The following is a 25,783-nucleotide window of genomic DNA, read 5'->3' as shown; positions in this document are numbered from 1 at the left end:
AAATAACGCTGTTTTGCCCCTTTAATAAATATGGCATACTATTGGTCTAAACCAGGAAAATAAAATCGCAGCATGTTCAAGACAAACTTAAAAATCGCACTAAGAAATCTTTGGAAGAACAAAGGGTTTACCCTGATTAATATAGGTGGATTGGCAATTGGTTTGGCCTGTTGCCTGATGCTGCTACTCTATGTAAACTATGAATGGAGTTACAATAAACAGCTGAAAGATATTGACCGGATTTACATGACCAGGTTAAATTTAAAAATCAACGAGCAGCTGATCACTACCGTCGCCACTCCAGGTATACTGGCGGAAACCGCTTTACAAACCATACCAGGTGTTGAACAGGCCGCAAGAATTACAATGGCTACCCGGGATAAGTTCTTCAGTCACCAGGAAAATAACTTTAAGCTCAACAGTCTTTTTGTTGACCCTTCTATATTGAAGATCTTCGATTATCATTTCATTTACGGCAATGCAGACCAGGCGCTGAGTGAGCCCAATTCAATCCTGCTTACAGCCAGTACAGCAAAGCGTTTATTTGGAAATGAAAATCCTCTTGGACAATCTGTAAAATGGGATAACCGCAAACTTTTAAAGGTTGCGGCCGTCATTGAAGATTTACCAAAAAACCAGAGTTTCCAATTTGATGCGCTACAAAGCCGCGCCCTTTTTGAACAGGAAAACCCTGCTGAAAAAGAAACCAATTGGGGCTCCATTACCTGCGTCACCATTTTTAAACTTAAAGACGCAGATAACTTTGCAGCAGCAGACGCTTCCCTCAGAAAACTGATCGCTACCCATGATAAAGATACAGATATGGAAGCTTTTCTGTTCCCTTATTCGAAAATCCGATTGTATGACGAGTTTGAAAATGGTAAACCTTCCGGTGGAAAAATTGACCAGGTGAAGCTTTTTCTCTTCCTTGCTTTTTGTGTATTGCTGATTGCCAGCATCAACTATATGAACCTTTCTACTGCACGTTCCGAAAAACGCGCAAGGGAAGTAGGGATCAGAAAGGCCATGGGCTCTACCAGATTTAACCTCATGGGCCAGTTTATGCTGGAATCCCTATTGTTGTCATTCCTCGCCTTATTACTTGCTTTTGTATTGCTGGAACTGAGCTTACCTTATTTTAACAACTTACTGGACATTCAAATCCAGATAGATTACCATTCTTACCTGTTCTGGACTACACTGGCTGTGCTGGCGTTATTCACCGGCTTACTTGCCGGTAGCTATCCAGCCTTCTATCTATCCTCATTCAGCCCGATTAAAGTACTTAAAGGATTTAAAGGGAACGGAGCAAGGTCTTTATCCATCCGCAAAATCCTGGTTATTGTACAATTCAGTTTATCCGTCTGTATGATCATCTGCGCTATAGTGATCTATACACAGATTCAATTCATGAAGAACAAGCCATTAGGGTTTGACAAGGATAACCTTGCACAGTTGGATATTGAGGGGGAATGGACTAAACCTCTGGTCTTACAACGTTTCAAAGAGGAGCTTAAAAAATCCGGTGCAATTGTTTCTGCTACAGAGTTTGCCAGTTCCTTTACAGAAGATGGTAGTATCACCGGCAATATCAGCTGGCCGGGGAAAGCTGCAAACGACAATTCTATCATTGATTATAGAAGCACTGGTTATGATTTTACGAACACTGTAGGTGCCAAACTTGTTGCGGGAAGGGATTTTAGTCCGAAGTTCGTTGCAGATACGGCGACTTCTGTCTTGCTCAATGAAACTGCAGTACAAACCATGGGACTTAAAACCCCGGTCGGCACACAGATTACCTGGGGTGATGACCCTCCCTTGACCATTGTTGGCGTGGTAAAGGATTACTCCAACGAATCTATTGGTTCCAAAGCAAGGCCTACCTTGTTCTATTATAATCCGGCAAGAACTCAAGTTTTACTAGTCCATTTAAATCCGGCACTACCATTATCCAGATCCGTAGCTTTGATCAATAAGATTGCTGCACAAATGAATCCTGCATTTCCGCTGACGCTAAAATTCACCAGTCAGGGCATGGATGAGCAATTACAGAGTGAAAAGCTCCTGAGCGTATTGTCCAATATATTTGGTGGTTTTGCCATTTTCATCTCTTGTCTGGGACTGCTCGGATTAGCCTTATATATGGCTGAACAAAGGAGTAAAGAAATCAGCATCAGAAAAGTACTGGGTGCCGATTTGAGAAACATTCTGGTGCTTTTAAACAAGGACTTTATGAAACTGGTCATCATTTCAAATATGATTGCTTTTCCTCTGGCCTATATCATTGCTAAAAACTGGCTGAGTAAATACGATTATAAGATCGAGATCTCCATCTGGCCATTCTTTATTGCAGCCATAATTTCCTTGATCATTTCCATATTAACCGTAAGCATGCAAACGTTCAAAGTGGCAAAGGCAAATGCCGTTGATGCTTTAAAGTATGAATAGTTTTGAGACCTAAATGAGTGTAAACAAAAAACGGGATAACTTAAGCTATCCCGTTTTTTTGTTTTTTTTAACAATAGTTGTGAGGCCGTACCTCTCATTTAGACGGTAACGGATTCTATTATTTAGTGATGCCAAACATCAGCACCAAACGGTCATTCTGGTAAAGATTCAAAGTCTGGTCTGCTACATCGAACTTGAAGTTTTTGCCTGCTAAAATGCCCAGGAATTTACTTTCCATTTCATTCAATGCCTGATCCATGCAGGCACGGCGTGTACTTGCTGCCGAGCCAAAAGCAATACTGGTGCTTCCTGCGTCATAAGTACCGAAGTAATTATTGCAACCGGAATTACCACTAAAGCGACGATCTGTAAGATTAAAAGAAATCGTGATCGGTGAATTTTGTTGCGTTACCCCATCCATCTGGATTAATTTCCATCGGTTTTTACCAATAAAACTCCAGATATCATTGCTGTTATTCGCTTCAGTTCTAAATTCTAAGGCTTTATCTTTTCCTTTGTAAAAAGTCAAGGTATTTCCACTTGTTTCCAGTCTGAATGTCCGATCAGTTAAAGCCTTAGTAAATTCAGACTCCAGTTTATTCAACTTATCATCCGAACAAGCCATCATTGTTGAAGCCACATTACCAATAGTCAGGCTTTTGCTTTTTGGGCTATAATTGAAACTTCCGAAGATGCTGTTACAGCCGCCGGATCCGTTAAATTTATTTCCTTTTTCATCCAGCGTAATAAAAACGCGATCACTGTTTACGGCTACACCATTGATTCTACTCAGGGTCCATTTCTGATTTGCAGCGGCCTGTAACGGATCCTTACCTGATGAAGGTTTTATTGCTATCTTTTGTTTTTTAATTACTTTTTTCAGTTTGTAGGTATAAGCAGACGCATCGGCAGGAATGTTTTTCCTTTTTGTCCTGATCACTGAAAGTGTATAACGATAACCTTCCTGATGCTTAAAACCTTGTATGTCGCTATAGAACAGTTCCCAGTTTTTGCTGTTTTTGTATTTTACCTGTAAACAATTCATTGGTGCAACCCCTGTACAGGAAGCGCGGTCTTCCTTCACCATCAGCGTGATCACATCCGCAGCCATTGCGCTGGCTATGCTACCAAAAACGATCAGTAGCGACAGAATTCCTTTTTTTGTAATGATACTTTTTAACATTTTGCGTGTATTTAAAATGAGATTTAACGGCTGCCTGATTTGACAGCACGAGGTACCTACAATTCTCACACCAAAATTAAACAGACTTTAGCTACAGCACAAAATGCAGGAAAAAAGTACGGGCAGGAATTAAAGTCCCAAAATCCCTTTCAAACTTGCTTCAGTATATCCGGCGCTGGCGGTCATCCCTTTACCACCGATACAAGTACGAATATGGATACAATCCTCAATATTATATTCCAAAATGTTTTCTGTAGGATGCTGAGGATAAAAACCCGCCCAGGTGGTCCCTATATCACGAAGGTTAAAGTTCACGATACGTTCTCCTTCCTTCAACATCAACTCATTGATATGCTGTTTCACATTGAAACCAAGGTCATCAAAATGAGCAACATCAGCATATTCATGAGAATCACCGATGATAAAACTACCATCCACAGCTTTTTTGAAGAGCATATGGATTCCCCATTCTTTCAGTTCTTTATAATGGTCAGGAGTAATCAGGTGTTTAAATGAAGGGCAGTATTCTTCAAAGCTTTCATATCTTCTAATCGTCAGTCCGGTTAAGATATTCCCTTCCAAAGGCACTTCCGGCATAGGCACGGTGCGCATCATTTGAAGTTTACTGATCACCTGTCCACTGGAAGCGAACAACTCAGGAAATAACAGTTTAAACTCATAGCCGTTGCAAAGTATTGCTTTATCTGCCTTAAAGGTACGGTTGCCGGTCACGCGAACGACCACGCCGTTTCCTGTAGGTGTACAATCTATTACCGGGGAGTTACACAGCAAGGTGTATCCTTCAAATTTCGACTGCATAAATTCCTGGAGACGATAAATCATTAAGGCCGGTTCTACACTAACTTCCTGTTTGAAAAACAGGGCTTCTTTTGCATAAGTTCCCTTGATTGCAGGATACTTAGCTAAAACAGCATCCTTTCCTAATAGCTCCTGCTGATAACCTAAAGTATCATAATGTGCTTTCAGCTCATGGATCAGTGTTTGTTCGTCATCATCAGATGCAATGTAAACGCTACCGTTATTGCGTACAGAAATATCAAACTCCTGTTGAATTTCCTGATAGATTTCCAGTCCGCGGACACCATAATCAAACCAAACGCCCGACATTCCCGAAGGAACCACCTGACCGAAGTTACGTACCGTTGCGCCTACCGGATAATTATCCTTTTCCAATTGCAAAACCTTTTTTCCCAGCTTTAAAGCATGGTAAGCGTGGAAGGTTCCTAAAATACCACCACCAATTACAATCAGGTCATAATGCTTTGTATTCATTTCAATTATTTTTATGTGGTCAAAAATTTTATTTCGTCCCCCCCTTTACATCTAATACCAATGCAGGGAGGGTAATATTACTTTCTTTTTTCTTATTCTTTACACTTTTCTGGTGGAAATAAAGCAGGGAAACCATGCTACAACTCACACCTACTACTGCCGCTACGACAGCACTTTGCCGGAAGAAGTGGCCCCAGCTGATCTCTGCATCTCCAAATTCTTTGAAGAGCAAAATGCTCACACTGCCCAGATAACCGATTGCATCTGAAACATACATGATGAAGCCAATATTGCTTTTGTAATGAAAAGTAGCAATCATGCGTTCAAAAAATATCGCATTGTAGGGAATGTAAGCCATATAAAGACCCATTCCTACCAGACACATCCAGGTAACCGGACTGATATAATGTGCATCAAAAAGCAAAGTTGCCAATCCTGTTAATGCACATCCACCGATGATCATCCAGTGAATGATCACAAAAGCTTTCAGGTTGTTCCTTACGAGAATCAGGAAGCCCACCATGGTCAGGACGACCAATGCGATAAAGCCATCTATTTTCGCATAGATATGGTTATCGGTTACACCGAGGTCATGCCAGATTTCTACTTCGAAGTTATCTCTCAGGTCTCGGATCACGGTTAGCACCACATATATGACAATCGTTAAGATCACTCCCGGCAGGAAATTCAACAGGAACTTCTTCCGCTGACTACCATTCATTGGCAAGCGTTTCGTCCGCAGACGCTGATCTTCTTCAGTTGGTGGCGGTACCATTTCCAGCAGAGCGACAAACAGAACCAAAGGGATGACAAACAATAACCCGGTGCAGAAAGGCATCCAGTATTCGTTAACAGGCAGCAAATCCATGACTGTCCTTGCCACAGTTTTAATAAATCCGGAAGCAAAAATTAGACTTACTGACATCACAGCACCCATAAATTCGGTATTTCTGCGTCCTTCCAGATAGCTAAAAACCAGCCCCCAAATCATACCTAAAGGAAAACCATTGATGAAAAGAAACGCGATATTCCATGGTGCAGGAACGATTGCAAAACCCAGTAAGGAGATCCAGGAAATACCAATCAGCTTTAAAATGCTGCGTCCCCTGTTTTTTCCGGAGGACTCCGAGATAAAACGAATCCCGTAAAACTTACTAAAGGTGTAGCCCATTACCTGGGCAATCACCAGCCATACTTTATAATCAACACCTAAATATTCATGCCCATCAAAAGTACCCGCTGTAAATGCTTTTCTAAAAGCATACATACTGGTATAACAGCCAAAGGCTGCTAGACCTGCCATTATAGAAATATAGAGATATGACCAGCCGGCAACCTTGTTCCGGCAATATTTTAACAGGTTCATACCGCTTTTACTGGCTGATAATCGTTAACACTCCGGACTCTTCTATGCTAACCTTATAACCCTGAGTTTTCATGGCTTGTTGAAAGGCTATTCCCACGTAATTTTTGTCTTTTACAGTGGTCCCTGCCATGTCAAATACTACTAATTTTACAGACATCTTTGATCATTTATATGTTCTGCAATACTAAACTTTGTTCATTAATACTAAACAAAGTTAATGTTAAGTAATTGTTAGATTTCATTTACCTTCGTCAGCAGGTTCAGATCATTTAAGCAAAAACACGGATCGTTTAAATAACAGCTTCAAACCATTTAAATTTGCGGTTGTTAAGCCTGATAAAAACCATGATCTTTGTGGCATAAGCCCTGATTAAGGCCATTAATACTCAAAAAAATAAAAAATGAAATTCAACCCTATTGCTTTTGTGATTAACCTGGCTATCCCTTTAGCAGTTGGCGCCATTGGAAGTATACTTACCCTGACTTCAGTAAAAACATGGTACCCGACACTGGCAAAACCTTCTTTTAATCCACCAGATTCGATCTTTCCTCCGGTATGGTCCTGTCTTTTTATCCTGATGGGTGTTTCAGCCTACTTAGTCTGGCAGAAGAGGGATCAGATTGCTCATTTCCCGCGTATGATTGCGGTGTATGCGATTCAGCTGTTGCTAAATATGATGTGGTCTTTCCTGTTTTTTTACGCGAAGAACCTGGGTGCCGCATTATTTGAAATTGTCTTCTTACTGATTGTCATTGTGATCAACGGGACGATGTTTTATAAAATTGACAAGACTGCCGGGTTATTGTTCATCCCTTATTTCCTATGGGTATGTTTCGCAACAGTACTGACATACAGCATCTTTTCACTGAATGGTTAAATTATTAGCGGATCTATAAAAACATATCCACTTTTAGTACATTTGAAAGAATTACTTATCACCAATGATTTTTAGCGCAATGAAACGAATATTCTTAGTGTTTTTGCTATTTATGGCCTGTTCCTCTGTCTTCGCACAACACGCGGACATCAATAATTTTATCGTCAAAGAAAGCTTATTGAAAAACAGCAAACTGGCCATTATTGCGGCGGATTCTCTGGGGAACCCGATTGAGAAAATCAATGGTATTTATACTTTTACGGTAAGTGGTTTCACACAACCTATCACATTTAATGACGGTATTGCCGTGTTGCCGCTGCAACTGGAAAGATCTGCTTTTGTGTACCTGAAACACCAGAACGACAAGGGTACACACAGTAAATTGTTGTATGTCTATAAAAAAGACGGCACTTTAAACCCTTACACCATTAGCAGTATGTGGTTGGTTTTATTCCCCTTAATCCTGGTGTTTTTAGCTTTTGCATTCCGAAAATTCATCATCATCGCAGTGATCTTATTGCTATGTTTCTTTTATTTCAACCATAGCAATGGCCTGGATGCTTCCACTTTCTTTGAGACCATTTTTGATGGACTAAAGAAAATGTTTTAACCAGCCGCCTGACCGCTGCTGATCAAAAGATAAAAATTAACCAGACAAAACCAGCGCTAAAAACAAAGCTACATGAGATAGCAGTCTGCATTTTAGAAAGGCATTCCGATACCAAAGTTGTATTGTACAAACCGGTATCGGTCTGGCGTATTAAGCGCATCATAATCATCTCTAAACTTCTTACCCCCGCCCAAAAACTTACTGATTACCCATTGGTCTGAACCGGTAAACTGTGGATCCTTAAGTTTAAGTCCCACGTCAAAGCGGAATACAAAGTACTGGACATCGTAACGGAATCCCATACCTGTGCCTATCGCGATTTGTTTAGCCAGATTCTTTAGTTTAAAAACGGTCACCTGATTGCTATCGGCTTCCTTACTGGAAATATTCCAGACATTCCCCATATCTAAAAACATAGCTCCCTTTAATTTACCACCAAAAAACTTGTTGACCAGCTTGAAACGATACTCAAAATTTGCTTCCATGTGCATATCACCGAGTTGATCCAAACCATAAAGCGTCCTACGCTCGTCTGGCGTTTTAATTGCATCTCCACGATTATATCCACCCGGACCTAAAGTTCTGGCCTGCCATGCCCTGACTCCCGAAGAACCACCTGCAAAGAACAACTTCTCAAATGGCATGTCCACGGAATTCCCATAGGCATAACCTACGCCAAGGTTTAATCTGGCTACAAATTGCTTATCCGGCCCAAGACCTTTATACCATCTTACATCAACCTCCGGACGCACATATTGGTTAAACGGAACATTTAAAATCCTGCCAAAATCTTCATTACCCGGATCAGTCTTCACCCCACTAAGCTTTGTTATCCCCTGGAGCATATTTCCAGCTAAATCTATATTTCCCCGGAAATAAATAAAATCATTACCGTTCAGCAATTTATCCGCATTCAATGAATAAGCGTATTTGATACCCAACGTAATACTCTTTCTTGTAAGCAATTTGATCGTATATGCATTATTTAAAACTAGATCCTTAATGTTTTGAGTCGTATCCAACGGATCAAAAAGCAGGCTCCCAAATCTATACTCAAAATTTATTGGAGTAACCGAATGCAGCTTAGATTTTGTTTCTATAAAATCATAAGTCAGGGAATTTAAAAATACCCTTCGTGTAAAGAAATCCTTTTGTAAAGCAAACACATAACTGGTAGAAAAGATCGTATGGGGCATTCCACCTTTCCCGGTAACATATTTAGAAAAGAAAGGCATCATTAAGCGTGGAACAGTCAGGCTGGAACTTACCGAAAAATCACGCTGGTAAATGTCACTAAAAATAGAGCCTCCCTGACCTACCCTGGATTGCAATCCACCCTTAATCTGGAACTCAAAACGTTCCGTACCTCTGAATAAATTGTTATTGGTATAGGTATTACTCAAGTTAAATCCAACTGTTCCTCCATTAAAAGGCACCTCTCCTTCCACCCTGTTGCTCATAATTTTTTGAGGGATCAGCTGGACGAATGGGTTTACCGTGAAAGTGCTGTCTTTCGCTTTTTGGTAGTCAATTTTAACATTCTTAAACACATTCAGCTCATACAACCGATCAAAGGTGGTGTTCTCATTTTTGATGTTGTACTCTTCCCCTTCACGGAGAAAATTATAGCGCACAATAGGGTTTCTTCTGAATTTCTTAGAGAGATCGGTGTACCTTATCCCTTTAAATATCCGTTTATTCAAGACCACAGAATCAGGATAACCATCTGAATTTGGCGCAATAACAATATTTGTTTCCCCAATTTTATACTTTTCATGCTTAGCTTTATCCAGCGGATTATCGATCAGCAGCGTTACTTTTGCCTTACTATCGTGGCTGTTGGAATCTACCAAAAACCTGACATAAGGCTTTGCAAAATCATAATAACCGTTCTCTTTCATCAATTGATAAATCTGATCTCTTTCAAAAGAGAGGGAGTCATCATCAAAGCGCATTCCTTTTTTAACATGGGTAAACAGGTCCCTTCTGGAAAGGTACAGCTGCTTTACTGCCGAATCTGGAATCTGATAATTAAATTCGGAGATTTTAAACTCCGGACCTTTATTCACCGTAAAAACAACCTCTGCTTTTTTGTCTTTCACTTTAATATCAGACTTCACTCTGGCATTAAAATAACCCTTACTCACCAGGTATTTTTCAATTTGGTTTCGGGAAATATCTACAATTGCACTGTCCAGTATTGGCGGTGGACTACCCAAAGGTTTGATATTGCTGGTCTTATACCGGCCGTCTTTGGTATTGAACATATTATAAAGCAACACATTGATTCCTAACTTAGAAGTAGGGCGAATGTCCTTTTGGATATAGTTATATGCTTCCTCTTCAAAAGCTTTGCCGATACTGTCTATCTCGACTTTCTTAACGATGGATTGGTAGGGTTCGATGTATTTTGTTGAAGAACATCCTGCCGCAAAAACAATAATAAGTAGTAATATTGCAAGAAACTGGACATTCTTTTTATAATTATAGTATGCTTTCAAAATCTCAAATAGGTTTTATAAAATCGTTACATCAAAAAAAGTACCGTAAAGAAAATGGGATATTTATTATTGAAGGTATAAAATCTATTGCAGAATTTATTCAATCTTCCTACCAGGTTCACAGCATCTATTATCTGGCTCAATATCAGTCTCTACTCCCTGAATTACCCGCAAATATAAAGTTATTTGAAGTAAACAGTACGGAACTGGATAAGATAAGTACTTTACAGACCCCACAGGGGATTCTGGCCCTGGTTCATTTGCCTAAAAACCCCGTACTGGATACAAAACAGCTCAAAAACAACTTTTCTTTAGTCCTTGATGGTATACAGGACCCGGGAAATCTGGGTACAATCATCCGCACCGCGGACTGGTTTGGCTTTAAACAGATCATTTGTTCTCAGAATACAGTGGAAGTTTATAATCCGAAGACAGTACAAGCCACAATGGGCTCCTTAAGCAGGATGGAAATCTACTATCAGGACCTTGCGCCACTACTTTCTGCGCCTACTGTTCCGGTGTTTGGAGCGGTACTAAATGGCAAAAGCATGTATGATGTGAATTGGGGAACCGAAGGATTGGTCATTTTAGGAAACGAAGGACAAGGGATCTCTCCTGAAATTATGGAGTTAATTACAGTACCTGTGACGATTCCGAGGATTGGCGGAGCAGAATCTTTAAACGTAGCTGTTTGTGCTGCAATACTATGCGCAGATATCAGCAGAAATTTTCAAAAATAAATTGCATACTTAGATTTAATTGCTACTTTTGCATTCTAAATTTTTAGAAAGGTCGAGTGGCCGAGTGGCTAGGCAGAGGTCTGCAAAACCTCCTACAGCGGTTCGAATCCGCTCTCGACCTCAGATTTACAATAAATAAAAAAATAAAGGGTTACACCATGGCAGTTACTAGATTAAAAAGAAAAGACAGAAGAAATAAGACTTTCGCTAAATTAGATGTGAAAAACTTAAAATTAGCTACTAACATTGAATTAGGTAGCCGTTCTAAACAGTCTACTACAGATCAATTGGCTAAAAACAATGCTGTTCTAGATAAACTTACTGCAAGAGCATAAGTTTCTGTTTCAAGAAATAAGAAAGACTTTAGGATATTCCTAAGGTCTTTTTTTTGCGACTTGATTTTTCTAGCCCTCCATCTTTCTATAGTACGATTCTTCTATTGTATCACCATTCCATCGTACTACCATTCCATCGTACTACCATTCTATCGTACTACCATTCTATCGTACTACCATTCTATCGTACTACCATTCTATCGTACTACCATTCTATCGTACTACCATTCCATCGTATTACCATTCTATTGTATCACCATTCCATCGTACTACCATACTTATAGTAGCGCCTCTGCACTCAACAAAATCAGGAATCTATTCTAAGGCTGGAATCTTTGCCCGGAAGAGGGCAAACTTCCTGGGCCTTCTCACAGATTCTCAGATTTTGTTTTCTAAAGCCCTAACCTTCTTCATGCCTTAAATTTTGGGTTCATAAAATATATGGCATAAAAAAACCAGCAATGAGCTATTCATTGCTGGTTTTTTTATTATGCGTCGTATTTCAACGCCAAAAGAACGCGCTACACGAGCTCTTTACATATTCTTTTCACAATACCCGGACCTTCATAAATGAAGCCGGTATAAAGCTGTACCAGTGATGCACCGGCTTCTAGTTTATCTTTAGCATCCTGAGGAGAATGAATCCCTCCCACCCCGATAATAGGGAATGCTTTATTCGATTTCTTAGAGATATATCTGATTACTTCCGTTGAACGGGTTGTTAAAGGCTTTCCGCTTAATCCACCAGCTTCGCCAGTTAATTCTGCCGGACTATTTAATCCTGATTTATCGATTGTAGTATTGGTCGCGATGACACCTGCAATACCAGTTTCTAAAACGATCTCCACAATATCATCCAGTTGCTCATTGGTTAAGTCAGGCGCGATCTTTAACAAGATTGGTCTGCTTACCTTATGAGTCAGGTTTCTTTGTTGTAGGGTGTTTAATAAATTCATCAGCGGTGCTTTCTCCTGCAACTCTCTTAAGCCCGGAGTGTTTGGAGAACTTACATTCACCACAAAGTAATCGACCACGTCAAAAAGACGGTCGAAACATTTGATATAATCGCTTACCGCATCTTCATTTGGGGTATTCTTATTCTTACCGATATTACCACCGATCACGATGCTTTTATCTTTGGCTTTTAAAAGTCTTAATCGCTCTGCAAGGGTATCTACACCTTTATTATTGAATCCCATGCGGTTAATAAGGGCTGAATCTTCCTGCAAGCGAAACATTCTTGGCGCCTCATTCCCTGGTTGTGGCAATGGGGTTACAGTACCTACTTCTATGAAACCAAAGCCCAGATTACTCAATGCTTCAACATATTCTCCGTTTTTATCAAAACCAGCAGCAAGTCCTACAGGATTTCTAAATTTGATTCCGAAGACTTCGCGTTCCAGTCCTTTGATATTGACATCAAAGCTGCTGCGTAAAATTGTTTTCCCCATTGGGAAGTGATCATTGAACCATTTCAGTTGTTTCACCACAAAATGGTGTACTTTTTCTGGCTCAAACTGGAAGAATAAAGGCTTAATTAGACGGTACATGGAACGAATATAGAAACGTTTTGATATAGGACAAAGGGCAGTAAGATGATTGTATCCTGAGATACAACATCTTCCCTCCCAAAAACGCAAAAATACATAGTAATGTTAACAAAGCAGTAACAATAAATATAAAATTCGCCGTCCTGAAAACAGTGGATTTTCTATAGATGCGGATAAAAACGCGTAAATACCCTCAGAACACGCCTTTAGGGGCTGTCAGAGGCCAAAAATAAATTACAATTCCTTCACTATTAAATGCAATTGGAAAGCAAACAAAGTTGTATTTTTGCACGCAAATGATTTCAATAAACGACTTAACATTCCTGATAGGCTCCAGAGCTTTATACGACGAGGCAAACTGGCACATTAAACCAGGAGAAAGAATTGGATTAATCGGAGCCAATGGAACCGGTAAATCTACACTTCTAAAAATAATAGTTGGCGAGTATGGCCCTTCTGCAGGAAGCATTTCCATGTCGAAAGACCTGAAAATAGGCTACCTGAACCAGGATTTACTTTCTTACGATTCACACCATAGCATTTTACACGTAGCGATGGAGGCCTTTGAGCGCCAAAATCAATTACATGATGAAATTGAAGAACTCTTAAAAAAGATAGAAACAGATTACTCTGAAGAAGTATTGAACAAACTGAGCGATAAGCAACAGGAGTTCGAAGCTTTAGACGGTTATAGTATAGAATACAGAGCAAATGAGATCCTTGCAGGTCTTGGTTTCAGCACTGAGGATCAGCACAGACCATTAAACACCTTCTCCGGAGGATGGAGAATGAGGGTAATGCTGGCAAAAATTCTTTTGCAGACTCCAGACATTCTTTTGCTGGATGAGCCTACCAACCACATGGATTTACCGTCCATTAAATGGCTGGAAACTTATTTATTGAGCTTTGAAGGTGCCATTGTGATCGTTTCTCACGATAGGTATTTCTTAGATAAAGTAGTAAACCGTATCGTGGAATCCCGCAAAGGAAAATTAACTCCTTATGCAGGTAACTATAGCTTCTATCTGGAAGAAAAATCCCTTCGTGGAGAGATTCAAAAAGGAGAATTCAAAAATCAACAGGCAAAAATCAAGCAGGAAGAGCGTTTGATCGAGCGTTTCCGTGCCAAAGCTTCTAAAGCGAAAATGGCGCAATCAAGGATGAAAGCCCTGGATAAAATGGAGCGTGTGGAAGATGTTGATGATGACAATCCAACAGTAAACTTCCAGTTCAAGTTCTCTAAACCTTCAGGACGTCACGTAATCCGCGTGGAAGAAGCTTACAAAAGCTATCCAAACATCGATATCTTAAACAATGCAGATGGTTTGATTGAAAAAGGTGACAAAATCGCTTTAATCGGTGCCAACGGTAAAGGTAAATCGACGTTATTACGTATCATCGCAGGTGCAGAAGAGTTTGAAGGTAAATGTGAAGTTGGTCACAATGTGACAACGACTTTCTTTGCACAGCATCAGCTGGAATCTTTACACCTGGAAAACACGATCCTTGAAGAATTGCAGGCATTCGCGCCTAAGCATACCGATACGGAATTACGTGGAATTTTAGGATGTTTCCTTTTCACTGGTGATGATGTATTCAAGAAAATCCGTGTACTTTCCGGAGGTGAAAAATCAAGGGTAGCCCTGGCTAAATCTTTAACTACTGACTCTAACTTCCTGATTCTGGATGAGCCTACGAATCACCTGGACATTCAATCTGTGAATATCCTGATTCAAGCTTTAACACAATATGAAGGTACTTTTATTGCAGTATCCCATGATAGGTATTTCTTAGATAACGTAGCCAATAAAATCTGGTTTATCGAAGATCAGGACATCAAAGAATATCCGGGTACGTATGCAGAATACGAAGAATGGAATTCAAAAAGAGTTCCTACTGCCCCATCAAGCATTCCGGTAAGACCAGACAAAGAGGTTAAACCTAAAGCAGCAGTGGTAGAAAAAGCAGCTCCAAATGCACAACAGCAACTTAAAAAGCTGAATGAGCAATTGAAAAAGATTGAAGCTGAGATTGCTGAATTTGAGCAAAATGTGAAAGCTATTGAAGCGCAAATCGCTGATGAAGCCGTATATTCGAATTCAGGAAAACTTGCTGAAGCAAATAAAAGCTATACTGATGCCAAACATCAGCTGGACAATGCCCAGAATAAATGGGAAGAACTGGCTTCCGATATTATGGAATTAGAAGGATAATGATAAAACTAGGCGGATTGTTTTTCGTGCTGTTATTTAGTATGCAAATTGCTGTGGCTCAGGACCAGCAATTTGTATACGACAATAAGGTGTACTTGCCGGAAATCCGGACCGTACAATGTTATAACACACAAAAAGAACAGTCGCTGCCAGTCATTGCACTGAATTCCAATGAGCTTTTATACTTCTCTTTTGACAACCTGAACGGCGGTAGCAAAATCTACTCTTATACCGTAGAACAATGCAGTTCCGACTGGAAACCTTCCCGTCTCTCTCCTTTAGATTACCTCGATGGGATGTCCGAAGACCGCATTACGGAGTATAAATACTCTTTTGGGACCCTGCAACAATACACCAATTACTCCCTTACTTTACCCAACTCCCGGATTAAACCTAAGATTTCCGGTAATTACCTGTTGAAGGTATATGAAGACGGAAATCCTCAGAAACCTGTAGTTTCTCAACGGTTTTACATCGTGGATAAGCAAGTGTCTATTGGTGTAAATGTTACCGCTAGTCCGCAGGTAGACTTACGAAGAACCAATCAGAAAATCGATTTCACCATTTCCCATACCAATCCAATTCAGAATCCAACTTTAGACTTAAAGGCTGTAGTGATGCAGAATGGCATTCCTCAAACGGCTTCATGGAATAAAACTCCGACCTTTATCAGACCAGGTTCATTGGTTTATAATGATGTAAACAACAATGATTTTCCCGCCGGAAATGAGTTTAGAAAGTTTGACATGCGCAGTTTCCGTTATAAAGCGGTAAATGTGAAGGAGATTATCAGAGATACCGTCAATAAAGTGATTCTGTTTACTGATTTGAATGGAAATGTAGCGAAATTCACGAATCAATTTGATGAAAATGGCAGCTTTTTCATTAGAAACCAGGAGGGTCGTGATCCAAACACCGACAGTGATTATGCCCGCGTTTACTTTACTTTAAACTCTGTGGTTCCAACAACGACAGGTGATGCTTATGTGGTTGGTCGTTTCAACAATTACATCCTTAATGAGGCCAGCAAGCTAGCCTATGACGCTTCCACTAAACGTTTTCATACCAGTATCCCTTTAAAGCAAGGATTGTATGATTATAAATATGTTTGGCTGGACAAAAAAACCGGCAAGATAGACCTGACCGTTTTTGAGGGTTCTTTCTTTGAAACGGAAAACACTTATCAGGTATATGTTTATTACCGCAAACCAGGTTCCCGTTGGGAAGAGTTGATCGGTTTTGTAAATTTAAACACGACTAAGCGATAGTCCATACCGACACACTTTCTGCGTTACAGAAAAAATATGCCCATCCTTTTTCATCTATTATGATCATTTCTTTTCTATTACCAATTGCGTCAATCATTATTCTTCCAGCGTTTTCGAGCCCCATTTCCATTGCTTTATAACCTTCAGCTCCGTTACTCATAATCACGGCAATACCCGAATTTACTTTCTCCGGAATGCCTGTTCTGGTCCAGCCGATACAGTTTGGAAAGTCCAGATAATCACGTTGCAGGCCATAAGACAAGTCTTTTCTGATGCTCATCATTTCCGGTAATTCAATTAAAGGAACAAGATTTACATCCACCATATCTTCTTCTTTATCCTCGTCTTTATATTTTGCCCCATATAAATCAGCGTAGAATATACATGGAATCCCATCTTCTCTTAATAAAATCAGCGCATAGGCCAATGGCCGGAACCAGAAATCTATATAGGATTCCAGCGCTTGCAAGGGTTGAGAATCGTGGTTATCTACAAAAGTAACGGTGTACATGGGTTGCAACTGAACCAGTGTACCCTCAAAGATTTTAGACAGGTCGTATTGTTCTTTTTCTTCTCCTGCGAGGAAAAGATTATGATGAAGTAAAGAGTCGAACAACTGCATCCGCCCTTTCGTGATTTCCAGATAGTGCTCCAGCTCGGTAACATTGTCGATATTCCAGTTTTCTGCAACTACAAAAAACTGCGTATTGAACGTTTCATTCATGTGATCCAGCCATTCGATCAGGAAATCCGTAGCAATATGTTTTACTGCATCCAGGCGAAACCCTTTCATCCCGCAGCTGTTTACATACCATTCGCCCCATCTTTTCAACTCTTCCCGCACTGCCGGATTTCTAAACTCGATGTCGTTATACATGAGGTAATCGTAATTACCGAGTTCTTTGGAGGGCACATCTTCCCAACCTTCACCATATATATTCTGGATGGAGTAAATCCCTGTTTCCTTTAAATCTTCCGCCCAGTCTATTCCGCTGAAACAATCTTTATCCCATATAAACTGAGAATATTGACCATTTCTACCTTTAAAACTGAACTTTGTCCAGGCTTCAATCTCAAATGGCTCAGAGGTAAACTCTTCTCTATCTTCTGGATTTACAGTCCTTACGGTCACTTTTTCAAGCTCATCCCCTCCTGCTTTATGGTTAAAAACAATATCGGCAATCACACTAATTCCGTTTTCCTGAAGGATATGGATGGCATTCTGGTAATCTTCTTTTGTCCCGTATTTCGTGGCCAGGGTATTCTTCTGATCAAATTCACCAAGGTCATAGAGATCGTAGGGGTCATATCCGACAGAAGCCTCTCCTGCATTGGCTTTATAGGCAGGTGGCAACCAAATTCCGGTAATCCCCATTTGAGCCAGTTTCTCCGCATCTTTTCCGGCTTTAATCCATAACTTGTCGGCTTCATTATAATACCAGTGGAAATATTGTACTAAGGTTTGATTGTCCATGTTTTAGGATAACATTGATAATGTTTCATTTGTTTAGGGAAAAATACCAGATAAATTCTGTCCGCATCAGATCAGAAGTACAGTCGATTTCTTATCCTCATCAGCTAGCCTAAAACCAAATTTAATGAGCTGGTTTCTTGTATCAATTTCATTGATTATCGGTCGTAATGAAGCCAAATCCATTTGATTTCTCTCCATGTATGTTCATTTTTACTTACTTTTGCAGAGATTATGAGTACAAAGATAAAAAGCCCGAAAGAGTCATTTACCATTATGAATGAGTTGGTATTACCCAATGATACCAATACATTGAACAATTTAATGGGAGGCCGGTTGCTCCACTGGATGGACATCGCTGCTGCTATTTCTGCGCAAAAACACTGCAATAGAATCGTTGTTACCGCATCGGTAGACAATGTTTCCTTCAAACAACCCATCAAATTGGGTGATGTAATTACCATCGAAGCAAAAGTAACCCGCGCATTCAATACTTCGGTAGAAGTCAGACTGGATGTATGGGCAGAAAATATCCCTTCCGGAGCCCGCGTCAAATCAAATGAAGCATATTATACGTTTGTCGCCATTGATCAAAGCGGCAGAACGATTCCTGTTCCTGAGATATTACCAGAAACGGAAGATGAGATTGAATTATTTGCAGGGGCATTAAGAAGAAGACAACTTCGCTTAATCCTTAGCGGTAAGATGAAAGCAAATGACGCTAAAGAGCTTAGGGCTTTATTCTTCGAAGAGTAAATCCAGCTATAAATAAATCAGATAGATACTAAAAAGAAAATATGACGACATACACCACATTAATTATTTTAAGCGGACTCGTCATATTTTCCTATCTATTCGACCTTGTTGCCAGCAAAACCAAACTTCCCTCCGTCCTGTTGCTGTTACTACTCGGTATTGGCTTACGTGTATTAGTAGACAATCTTCATTTACAAACCTTCAATTTTCTGACTGTTCTGCCAACTTTAGGTACCGTAGGTCTTATTCTGATCGTTTTTGAAGGTTCTCTGGAGCTTAAATATGAAAAGGGAAAGAATAAGGTTATCAAAGGAGCTTTTATGTCCGCTTTTTTTGTTTTACTGGCCACTGTATCGGTCATCACCTTTATCATTTACCAGATCACCGGAAAAGAATTGTACGTCTGTTTTACGAATGCAATCCCTTTCAGTGTGATCAGCTCGGCCATTGCCATCCCTTCTGCCGCAGCATTGAGTAAGAAAAGCAAGGAGTTCATCATTTATGAGTCTTCTTTTTCGGATATCCTGACTATCATTCTTTTCAATTTTGCCATTACAAATCCTCATATCTCGATGTCCTCTTTTGCAGGATTGGGATTGAATACGATCTTAATTGTCATCTTATCAGCGATTTCCTGTATTACGCTGCTGTATCTGATGGGAAGAATTTCGCACCATATTAAGTTCTTTCTGATCATTTCTATCCTGATTCTGGTGTATGCCATCGGACAGTCGTACCATTTGTCTTCTTTAGTGCTGATTCTGGCCTTCGGATTATTCCTCAACAATGCGGACACCATTAAACATGCTTATTTCAGGAGCGTCTTTATCTATAAGAACTTATCAAATGATTTGACGCAGCTGCATCAGCTTTCTGCCGAAAGTGCATTTATCATTCGTACATTTTTCTTTGTAATTTTTGGCTTTACGATGAACATCTATGCCTTGAACGATGGCCCGGTGATTGCCAATGGCTTGATTATTCTGGCTACAATCTTCATCATTCGTTTCGCTTACCTGAAAATTTTCAGAAAAGAAAACAGTGGCTCGGAGAGTTTCATTGCGCCTAGGGGCTTGATCAGTATCTTATTGTATTTTAACCTGCCTCCGGCATTAAAAATACCAGAGGTAGGCACGGCTTTTCTGTTCCTTGTGGTACTTGGATCCAGCCTGATTATGAGTATTGGCTTGCTATCGGCAAAGAAAGTGATCCATGCTCCTAAAGAGCCTGCACACTAAACAGAGCCCATTTCAAGGATCTTATCAAACTCTTCCGCTTTCAGTGGCATCACTGATAAACGTCCTTGTCTGACTAAAGAAATATCCTGTAAGCTTTCTTCTGCTTTGATTTGCTCTAAGGAAACCGGGTTTTTTAGAGCTTCTACAGGCGCCAAATCTACGACCACCCATTTGATGTCATCTGTAGTAGGGTCCTGATAAAATTCTTTAACAACTTTGGCAATACCTACTACGTTTTTACCTTCATTACTATGGTAAAACAAGACTAAATCGCCTTCTTTCATGGCTTTCAGGTTGTTACGTGCCTGGTAGTTTCTTACGCCATCCCAAAAGGTACGTCCATCCTTGTTAAACTGATCCCAACTGTATTTAAACGGTTCACTTTTTACTAGCCAATGATTCATGGTATACTTTATTTAAATGCTTTTAATAGGTGGTTTTCTCTTAATCCTTGAAAACCGTTGACAAATTTCTATTATTTTCTTTAGAGATTTAAACACCAAACAGTATAAATGATGGATAAAAGGTCTATAAAGGAAATTGAATTTTCACTCTCAATTCCGACAAAAATAACATAAAGGAACAAACCTTTCATTTATTTTTATTTCCCGGATCCTACAAATGGAAATCATCTTATTTTTGTTTTACTTAACCTACTTACTATAATATTGACCACTATAATGGAGATTATTAATATTAAAATATTATAAATAAGATATTTTGGAAAGTAACCGAAGTCAGCAGCGTATTTTGGATCGGTAAGTCTACCCTGCGTTTGAATATAAAAACGAAAGGGAAAACCAATTAGCGTAAAAGCATCAGATTCCGCATTATCCTCATAGGTTACTAAAGTTAATAAGCCGAATGCTATAATTACCCCCAGTGTCACAAAAAATATTCTTTTCATATTAATCTAAATTTAGCCGCCCATTTTTATAGCTTTTTAAGATAATATCCATTTGAAAACCTATAATAGAAGTGGAGGTAATATTATTCATCTTCCGACTTCCACCTTTGAACATTATATTTGTAGTATCCTTAGAAAAGTACTGCTGGTAAAGCGAAAAATACTGGTTAGGATCAGTATCTACCGTATGAACATCATTAACATGTAGTAACGTTAAGGTATGGCCAAATTCATGAGGCAATGTATTACTATCTGCACCACTAACCATATCAGGAACATACATCACATTCAAATTTATAGTATTCCCACCAATTTTATTTGCATAGCCATATAATTTCTTCATACGTCCCGAATTAGGGCTGATCATTAGTAGATGCTCGTTGTTCATCTTATGGCGTTCCTTTGTAATCGTACGATATTTCATATTAAATATAATTTGAACAGTTTTTTTAACAGGTAAACTTATTGTTCTACCTGGATATCCATCTAAACTGCTTTTCAACCTGGCAGTGTTGTCTCTCCCCATAGCATTTGTAACGTAACTTATTTGATAAGTTTTTCTCAGCTGTCTCTCCACCGCATTACCTAATGCAGTTAAATCAATTTTCTTATCGTCTGTTGTATCTAAAATAGCTAGTTTTAACTTCATTTTTACATTTATCACCATTGCTGTTTCCTGAACTTCGAACGTCCAACCACCATATGCGCCCATATCATAAAATTAATTTAAAATAAAATAACAATAACAGTACCATAAAAATTAAACTCTAAATACAAGATTTAAAAAAACAATGTAGACTAACTAATTTTTATAAAATTTATATATTTACATTATGAAGAAAATGCTCTTAATCTCTATTGCAGTGTTAGGCTTAGCTGCCTGCACTAAAAAAAAGCCCTTTGAATCAGTTAAACCAGGTATGACTACAGCAAAAGTAGCCGAGCTTGTTGGTGAGCCAGAACAAAAAATGCCCATGATGATTGCGGAATGGTGGGTTTATCCTACGGATAACAAAATGATTATTATGGTAAACGATACGGTATCAAAAGTGGTGATAGATTTAAAATCTGTACAAGACAGTATGCAGTCCGTAACCGGAGATCTAAAAAATCTGGAAACTCAATTGAAAACTCAGCTAGACAGTCTGAAATAAAAACCTAAAAAAGGTACTGTTAGATGACAGCTCGAAACAGTACCTATCTTTTAGATGAGTTACTCCTGATCCTTCCCCAGAATATGGAGCACCTGCATCAACTCATCCGGTTTATGAGTACCAATTAAAAGTCTTTTATAGTCATTAAACTCCAGCTGTAGTCCCTGATTTCCAGAAACATTCAAGGCGCGCTCTCTGGTAAGCAGTCCGAAACGGATTCCCCAGCCACCATACTCCATTAGCGGACTGTACTTCCTCACTTTAACCTTGTTAATACTTTCCCATGGATAATATCTGAAGGACAGATGAAAAGGATAAAACCTCACATAAATCCCCTTACTATTGATCCGGGTTTCCAGTCGGAGCATAAAAAACAAGGCCGTAATTAACAGCAAAACACAGACAGAGATCAGTAAAACTGAGTTACTCATTGGTTGATCGCCAAAAGGCTTCCCTTCAACAATCTGATTAAAAGCACCGACCAGAAATACACTATTCAACACCAAAAAAATCAACCACAACCACCACTGTCTAAACTTTTGTTTCTCCGAGAAAATAATACCTTCCTCCATTTATTTCATCTGTTATTTTGTGAGTACTGTTTTTTAAAGGTGATTTAAACCTGGTCAGGTATATAAAACAGCTTTCTAATCAACAATTTAACAATAATCCTTCACAATAAGCATTAAAAAAACAAAAGCCCCACCATTTCAAATTCTATATTTGTACTATAAAATATAAAAACACCTTCCGGTAAAACTACATCCACCAAAAATGGAAACCATCAAACAGATCATCAACAATATTACGCCTGTTACTGAACCCTCTTTAGAAAAGCTGGCCAGCCTTTTTGAGGAAATTCACTACCCTAAAGGGCATTTATTGTTCCGTCAGCATGAGGTAGACCGTACCGTTTACTTTATAAAATCAGGTATGGCCAGGGCTTATTACCGTACGGAAGAATCTGATGTAACTTTTTGGTTTGGCAAAGAAGGTAGCTCTGTGTTTTCCTACAACAGTTATATCAATCAAACCCCGGGTTATGAAAGTATCGCATTGCTGGAGGACACCACGCTATACCGTATAGATCATCATCAGCTGGAAACATTGTATGCAACAGATATTATCATCGCCAACTGGGGAAGAAAACTAATAGAAAAAGAAATTATCCTGGTAGAAGAGCGACTGATTTCCAGACTATTGCTCAATGCCAGCGAACGTTATAAAAACCTGATGGACCATTATCCGGAACTCCTGCAGCGGGTACAATTGAATTATATCGCCTCCTATCTGGGCATTACTCCGGTTTCTTTGAGTAGAATCAGAGCCGAAATCAGGTGATTTTTGATTTTGGTAATTTCTTATCATTTGTTTAGCCGGTTTTTATCTACAAATGCGGAAATTTGCCTTCACATTTTACCGAAGCCTGAAATTACAGTAGCCGGCAATTAAATAACAATAAAATGAACTGGATAATATTAATTCTCGGCGGTCTTTTTGAAATCGCCTTCGCTTCCTGCCTTGGAAAAATGAAAGAGACTACAGGAAACGCCACCATCATGTGGGGTGCAGGCTTCTTAATCTGTCTGACAATCAGCATGGGCTTATTGCTTAAGGCAACTCAAACACTTCCTATCGGAACCGCTTATGCCGTGTGGACAGGTATTGGAGCTGTTGGAACTGTATTGGTAGGGATTTTTGTGTTCAATGAACCTGCTACTTTTTGGCGCATTGTTTTCATTACTACACTAATCTGTTCTATCATCGGATTAAAAGCAGTTTCTTCTCACTAGTCATTAAAAGACAGCTGATCTGAAAATATTTTGATCAGCATACAATGAAGAATGAAAAGCAACCTGATTAGAAAATCACTTTGATTGAAAGCTAAAAGAGTGCTGATCGAAGCTCAGGAAAAAGATAATCAAAAGAAAAGGATGGCTGATATGGCCATCCTTTTCTTTTGATTATTCTTCATTGAATCCATTAGACTTAATGCAACATTTTAAACAGCAATTCTTTAAGTAATTCCCCGTCTGTAATATTACCGGTACTGTCTACGCCCTTACTTTTAAGGTCGTATTCTCTCAGCAAACTAATGATATCGAAAGTTTTATTCAGGTTATAGCTGCGCGAAGCTGTTTCGTAATCCTTGATGAAGTAAGGATTTACGCCCAGCTCTTTTGCCGCTTCTGCTTTATTCGGCAAGTAGTGATACTTGAGTATTTTTGAAAAATAAGCATTCAGGTTGGCCATCACCATAACCATTGGATTTGCTTTAGGATTGTCTGCGAAATAATTAATGATCTGGTTACATTTCAGCACATTTCTTACTGCCAGCGCCTTTTGCAGCTCAAATACATTATATTCTTTACTGATTCCTATATTTCGTTGAATCAGATCCGTGTCTATGGTCACTTCCTTTCCGATATTCAACATTAGTTTTTCTACTTCATTGGCGATTTTGGAAAGATCAGTACCTAAATATTCTGCCATCAGAGCTGATGCCTGTGGCGCTATCTTATATCCTTTCTCTTTTACAAAATCTTCGATCCAGGCGGCTAACTTATAATCGCGCACCAGATCCGATTGAAAGATCACTCCGTTTTTGTCTATTGACTTATAGATTTTCTTACGCTTATCAAAATTGGCGTATTTGTATCCCAGCACGAGAATGGTACTAGCCAGCGGTTTTTCAAAATAACTCTGAACAAACTCAGCTTCCTTGCTGCTTCCCTCCGCTTCCTTAGCCCATTTAAGGTCCTGTGCTTCCTTCACAACTATCAATTGATAGTCTGACATCATCGGGTAACGTTTGGCCGCATTCATGATCGTAGCCATGTCTGTATCCTTCCCGTATAAAACGGTTTGGTTGAACCCTTTTTCCATATCGCTCAGTACATTTTCCTCCATATAGTGGATAATCTGATCGATATAATAAGGCTCTTCACCATGTAAAAGGTAAACAGGCTTGAACTTTCTGGCTTTAATGTCTTTGATTATATTGGCAACACTCATATATTTATCCAAATGTAACGGCTAAAAACTAATTATTAAAGGTTATTTTTGCACAAATGGCATTTAACCCTACAGCGCTGAACCTTCCGCAGTATCCTTTTAAAATTACATTGAAGGATAACAAGCACTTTATTTTCGACGAAGTCCGTAAGAAACACCTGGTTCTGACGCCTGAAGAATGGGTGAGACAACACTTCATTCAGTATCTGATTCTAACCAAAAAATTCCCTAAAACACTGATTCAGATCGAAGGTGGCTTAAACCTGAACCAACTCAGAAAGAGAAGTGACATCGTCATTTTTAATACTTCCGGAGAGCGGATTATGGTGATTGAATGTAAAGCTCCTGCGATAAAGATCACTCAGGCAGTTTTTGATCAGGCTTCCCGGTACAACTCAGTCCACAAAGCTAAATGGCTGGTAGTCACCAACGGACTAAAACATTGCTATGCAATGATCGACCATCTGGCAGAAAGATTTCAGTTTATCGAAGAATTGCCGGAATATCAGCAGTTATAAAAGCACAACATCCTGTCGCTCCGTTAAAATTTAAAAACCACAATTTAAAAACCCCGTTTATCTTTAAAAAACCGGGTTTAAATCATATAAGTATTACCTTTGCACCATGACCGTTTCCGACTTAGAAGACTACTTTTCTGGTATCAGTTTACCGCAAACCCTGGAACTCTATCCAGGAACCGTATTGAATGATGTACCCCACTGTGTAGAAACACACCTCAATGTGTTAAAGATATATGGCAATGTGAGGCCATACGAATGTTTTTACGACCGATTGATTAAAATCAAAGAAATGGTAGAGCAGGAACAAGAAAGCTCAGAAGAATAACACCATAGTTG

The 25,783-nt window shown here is 39.3% G+C and carries 27 protein-coding genes and 1 tRNA gene; 16 read left to right on the top strand and 12 right to left on the bottom strand.

Features of this window, described 5'->3' with window-relative positions; genetic code table 11:
- The first annotated feature begins 72 nt into the window (after positions 1-72).
- The gene (locus OQX61_RS11230; RefSeq protein WP_265841763.1) at positions 73-2,448 is read left to right on the top strand and encodes an ABC transporter permease; all 2,376 of its coding nucleotides are present in this window, start codon (positions 73-75) and stop codon (positions 2,446-2,448) included.
- A 118-nt stretch (positions 2,449-2,566) separates the two neighbouring features.
- On the opposite strand, the gene OQX61_RS11225 is transcribed toward OQX61_RS11230, so the two are convergent.
- The 4 genes from OQX61_RS11225 to OQX61_RS11210 form a co-directional block, all read right to left on the bottom strand.
- On the bottom strand, positions 2,567-3,631 hold the full coding sequence (locus tag OQX61_RS11225) for an META domain-containing protein (protein ID WP_265841762.1): 1,065 nt from the start codon (positions 3,629-3,631) through the stop codon (positions 2,567-2,569).
- Between the two features lie 129 nt (positions 3,632-3,760).
- Positions 3,761-4,924, bottom strand: a complete 1,164-nt coding sequence (locus OQX61_RS11220; RefSeq protein ID WP_265841761.1) for a TIGR03364 family FAD-dependent oxidoreductase — start codon at positions 4,922-4,924, stop codon at positions 3,761-3,763.
- 28 nt (positions 4,925-4,952) lie between these two features.
- A complete protein-coding gene (locus tag OQX61_RS11215; RefSeq protein ID WP_265841760.1) occupies positions 4,953-6,227 on the bottom strand; it encodes a DUF5690 family protein in 1,275 nt (424 codons plus the stop codon).
- A gap of 70 nt (positions 6,228-6,297) precedes the next feature.
- Positions 6,298-6,447 carry a hypothetical protein gene (locus OQX61_RS11210; RefSeq protein ID WP_265841759.1) on the bottom strand — a complete coding sequence of 50 codons (150 nt, stop codon included), beginning with the start codon at positions 6,445-6,447 and terminating at the stop codon, positions 6,298-6,300.
- A 244-nt stretch (positions 6,448-6,691) separates the two neighbouring features.
- Here OQX61_RS11210 and OQX61_RS11205 point away from each other — a divergent pair, with 244 nt between their 5' ends.
- Positions 6,692-7,168 (top strand): TspO/MBR family protein, encoded by a 477-nt coding sequence (locus tag OQX61_RS11205; RefSeq protein ID WP_265841758.1) that lies wholly within the window; start codon positions 6,692-6,694, stop codon positions 7,166-7,168.
- 79 nt (positions 7,169-7,247) lie between these two features.
- On the top strand, positions 7,248-7,778 hold the full coding sequence (locus OQX61_RS11200) for a hypothetical protein (RefSeq protein WP_265841757.1): 531 nt from the start codon (positions 7,248-7,250) through the stop codon (positions 7,776-7,778).
- 92 nt (positions 7,779-7,870) lie between these two features.
- Here OQX61_RS11200 and OQX61_RS11195 read toward each other — a convergent pair whose 3' ends face one another.
- A complete protein-coding gene (locus tag OQX61_RS11195; protein WP_265841756.1) occupies positions 7,871-10,279 on the bottom strand; it encodes a BamA/TamA family outer membrane protein in 2,409 nt (802 codons plus the stop codon).
- Between OQX61_RS11195 and OQX61_RS11190 the strand changes: the two genes are divergently transcribed.
- From OQX61_RS11190 to OQX61_RS11175, 4 genes are all read left to right on the top strand, one after another.
- Positions 10,270-11,019, top strand: a complete 750-nt coding sequence (locus OQX61_RS11190) for an RNA methyltransferase (protein ID WP_265841755.1) — start codon at positions 10,270-10,272, stop codon at positions 11,017-11,019. The genes OQX61_RS11195 and OQX61_RS11190 overlap by 10 nt on opposite strands.
- 50 nt (positions 11,020-11,069) lie before the next feature.
- Positions 11,070-11,140, top strand: a tRNA-Cys gene (locus OQX61_RS11185).
- A gap of 37 nt (positions 11,141-11,177) precedes the next feature.
- Positions 11,178-11,354: a hypothetical protein gene (locus OQX61_RS11180; protein WP_062550053.1), complete on the top strand. Its 177-nt coding sequence runs from the start codon at positions 11,178-11,180 to the stop codon at positions 11,352-11,354.
- Positions 11,355-11,414: 60 nt separating this feature from the next.
- A complete protein-coding gene (locus tag OQX61_RS11175) occupies positions 11,415-11,678 on the top strand; it encodes a hypothetical protein (RefSeq protein ID WP_265841754.1) in 264 nt (87 codons plus the stop codon).
- Positions 11,679-11,875: 197 nt separating this feature from the next.
- On the opposite strand, the gene OQX61_RS11170 is transcribed toward OQX61_RS11175, so the two are convergent.
- Positions 11,876-12,904: a quinone-dependent dihydroorotate dehydrogenase gene (locus OQX61_RS11170; protein ID WP_265841753.1), complete on the bottom strand. Its 1,029-nt coding sequence runs from the start codon at positions 12,902-12,904 to the stop codon at positions 11,876-11,878.
- Between the two features lie 296 nt (positions 12,905-13,200).
- Here OQX61_RS11170 and OQX61_RS11165 point away from each other — a divergent pair, with 296 nt between their 5' ends.
- Positions 13,201-15,117: an ABC-F family ATP-binding cassette domain-containing protein gene (locus OQX61_RS11165; RefSeq protein ID WP_265841752.1), complete on the top strand. Its 1,917-nt coding sequence runs from the start codon at positions 13,201-13,203 to the stop codon at positions 15,115-15,117.
- Positions 15,117-16,385 carry a DUF5103 domain-containing protein gene (locus OQX61_RS11160; protein ID WP_265841751.1) on the top strand — a complete coding sequence of 423 codons (1,269 nt, stop codon included), beginning with the start codon at positions 15,117-15,119 and terminating at the stop codon, positions 16,383-16,385. The genes OQX61_RS11165 and OQX61_RS11160 overlap by 1 nt, the downstream gene beginning before the upstream one ends.
- On the opposite strand, the gene OQX61_RS11155 is transcribed toward OQX61_RS11160, so the two are convergent.
- Positions 16,375-17,859 (bottom strand): alpha-amylase, encoded by a 1,485-nt coding sequence (locus OQX61_RS11155; RefSeq protein WP_265841750.1) that lies wholly within the window; start codon positions 17,857-17,859, stop codon positions 16,375-16,377. The genes OQX61_RS11160 and OQX61_RS11155 overlap by 11 nt on opposite strands.
- A gap of 231 nt (positions 17,860-18,090) precedes the next feature.
- On the opposite strand from OQX61_RS11155, the gene OQX61_RS11150 reads away from it, so the two are divergent.
- Positions 18,091-18,612 (top strand): acyl-CoA thioesterase, encoded by a 522-nt coding sequence (locus OQX61_RS11150; RefSeq protein ID WP_062550058.1) that lies wholly within the window; start codon positions 18,091-18,093, stop codon positions 18,610-18,612.
- A 41-nt stretch (positions 18,613-18,653) separates the two neighbouring features.
- A complete protein-coding gene (locus OQX61_RS11145) occupies positions 18,654-19,850 on the top strand; it encodes a cation:proton antiporter (protein ID WP_265841749.1) in 1,197 nt (398 codons plus the stop codon).
- Here the strand turns inward: OQX61_RS11145 and OQX61_RS11140 are convergent.
- The 3 genes from OQX61_RS11140 to OQX61_RS11130 all read right to left on the bottom strand — a co-directional run bounded on the left by OQX61_RS11140 (position 19,847) and on the right by OQX61_RS11130 (position 21,469).
- A complete protein-coding gene (locus OQX61_RS11140) occupies positions 19,847-20,254 on the bottom strand; it encodes an EVE domain-containing protein (protein WP_265841748.1) in 408 nt (135 codons plus the stop codon). The genes OQX61_RS11145 and OQX61_RS11140 overlap by 4 nt on opposite strands.
- A gap of 224 nt (positions 20,255-20,478) precedes the next feature.
- Positions 20,479-20,757: a hypothetical protein gene (locus OQX61_RS11135; protein ID WP_265841747.1), complete on the bottom strand. Its 279-nt coding sequence runs from the start codon at positions 20,755-20,757 to the stop codon at positions 20,479-20,481.
- Between the two features lies 1 nt (position 20,758).
- Positions 20,759-21,469 (bottom strand): hypothetical protein, encoded by a 711-nt coding sequence (locus tag OQX61_RS11130; protein ID WP_265841746.1) that lies wholly within the window; start codon positions 21,467-21,469, stop codon positions 20,759-20,761.
- A 121-nt stretch (positions 21,470-21,590) separates the two neighbouring features.
- Between OQX61_RS11130 and OQX61_RS11125 the strand changes: the two genes are divergently transcribed.
- Positions 21,591-21,911, top strand: coding sequence for a hypothetical protein (locus OQX61_RS11125; protein ID WP_265841745.1), 321 nt, complete (start codon positions 21,591-21,593; stop codon positions 21,909-21,911).
- A 59-nt stretch (positions 21,912-21,970) separates the two neighbouring features.
- Here OQX61_RS11125 and OQX61_RS11120 read toward each other — a convergent pair whose 3' ends face one another.
- On the bottom strand, positions 21,971-22,483 hold the full coding sequence (locus OQX61_RS11120; RefSeq protein WP_265841744.1) for a DUF6141 family protein: 513 nt from the start codon (positions 22,481-22,483) through the stop codon (positions 21,971-21,973).
- 202 nt (positions 22,484-22,685) lie between these two features.
- On the opposite strand from OQX61_RS11120, the gene OQX61_RS11115 reads away from it, so the two are divergent.
- Both OQX61_RS11115 and OQX61_RS11110 read left to right on the top strand, forming a co-directional pair.
- Entirely contained in the window at positions 22,686-23,252 is a 567-nt protein-coding gene (locus OQX61_RS11115; protein WP_265841743.1) for a Crp/Fnr family transcriptional regulator, read from the top strand.
- 122 nt (positions 23,253-23,374) lie between these two features.
- Positions 23,375-23,704 carry a multidrug efflux SMR transporter gene (locus OQX61_RS11110; RefSeq protein WP_265841742.1) on the top strand — a complete coding sequence of 110 codons (330 nt, stop codon included), beginning with the start codon at positions 23,375-23,377 and terminating at the stop codon, positions 23,702-23,704.
- Between the two features lie 196 nt (positions 23,705-23,900).
- On the opposite strand, the gene holA is transcribed toward OQX61_RS11110, so the two are convergent.
- The gene (gene holA / locus OQX61_RS11105) at positions 23,901-24,926 is read right to left on the bottom strand and encodes a DNA polymerase III subunit delta (protein ID WP_265842154.1); all 1,026 of its coding nucleotides are present in this window, start codon (positions 24,924-24,926) and stop codon (positions 23,901-23,903) included.
- A gap of 56 nt (positions 24,927-24,982) precedes the next feature.
- Here holA and OQX61_RS11100 point away from each other — a divergent pair, with 56 nt between their 5' ends.
- Together OQX61_RS11100 and OQX61_RS11095 are read left to right on the top strand one after the other, a co-directional pair.
- Positions 24,983-25,444 (top strand): type I restriction enzyme HsdR N-terminal domain-containing protein, encoded by a 462-nt coding sequence (locus tag OQX61_RS11100; protein WP_265841741.1) that lies wholly within the window; start codon positions 24,983-24,985, stop codon positions 25,442-25,444.
- Between the two features lie 106 nt (positions 25,445-25,550).
- Positions 25,551-25,772 (top strand): hypothetical protein, encoded by a 222-nt coding sequence (locus OQX61_RS11095; RefSeq protein ID WP_265841740.1) that lies wholly within the window; start codon positions 25,551-25,553, stop codon positions 25,770-25,772.
- The last annotated feature ends 11 nt before the right edge of the window (positions 25,773-25,783 follow it).

It is taken from the genome of Pedobacter sp. PLR (assembly GCF_026239675.1).
Taxonomy (GTDB): Bacteria; Bacteroidota; Bacteroidia; order Sphingobacteriales; family Sphingobacteriaceae; genus Pedobacter.
The sequence above is the reverse complement of the archived record's forward strand: the minus strand, read 5'-3'. Positions and strand labels throughout refer to the sequence as shown.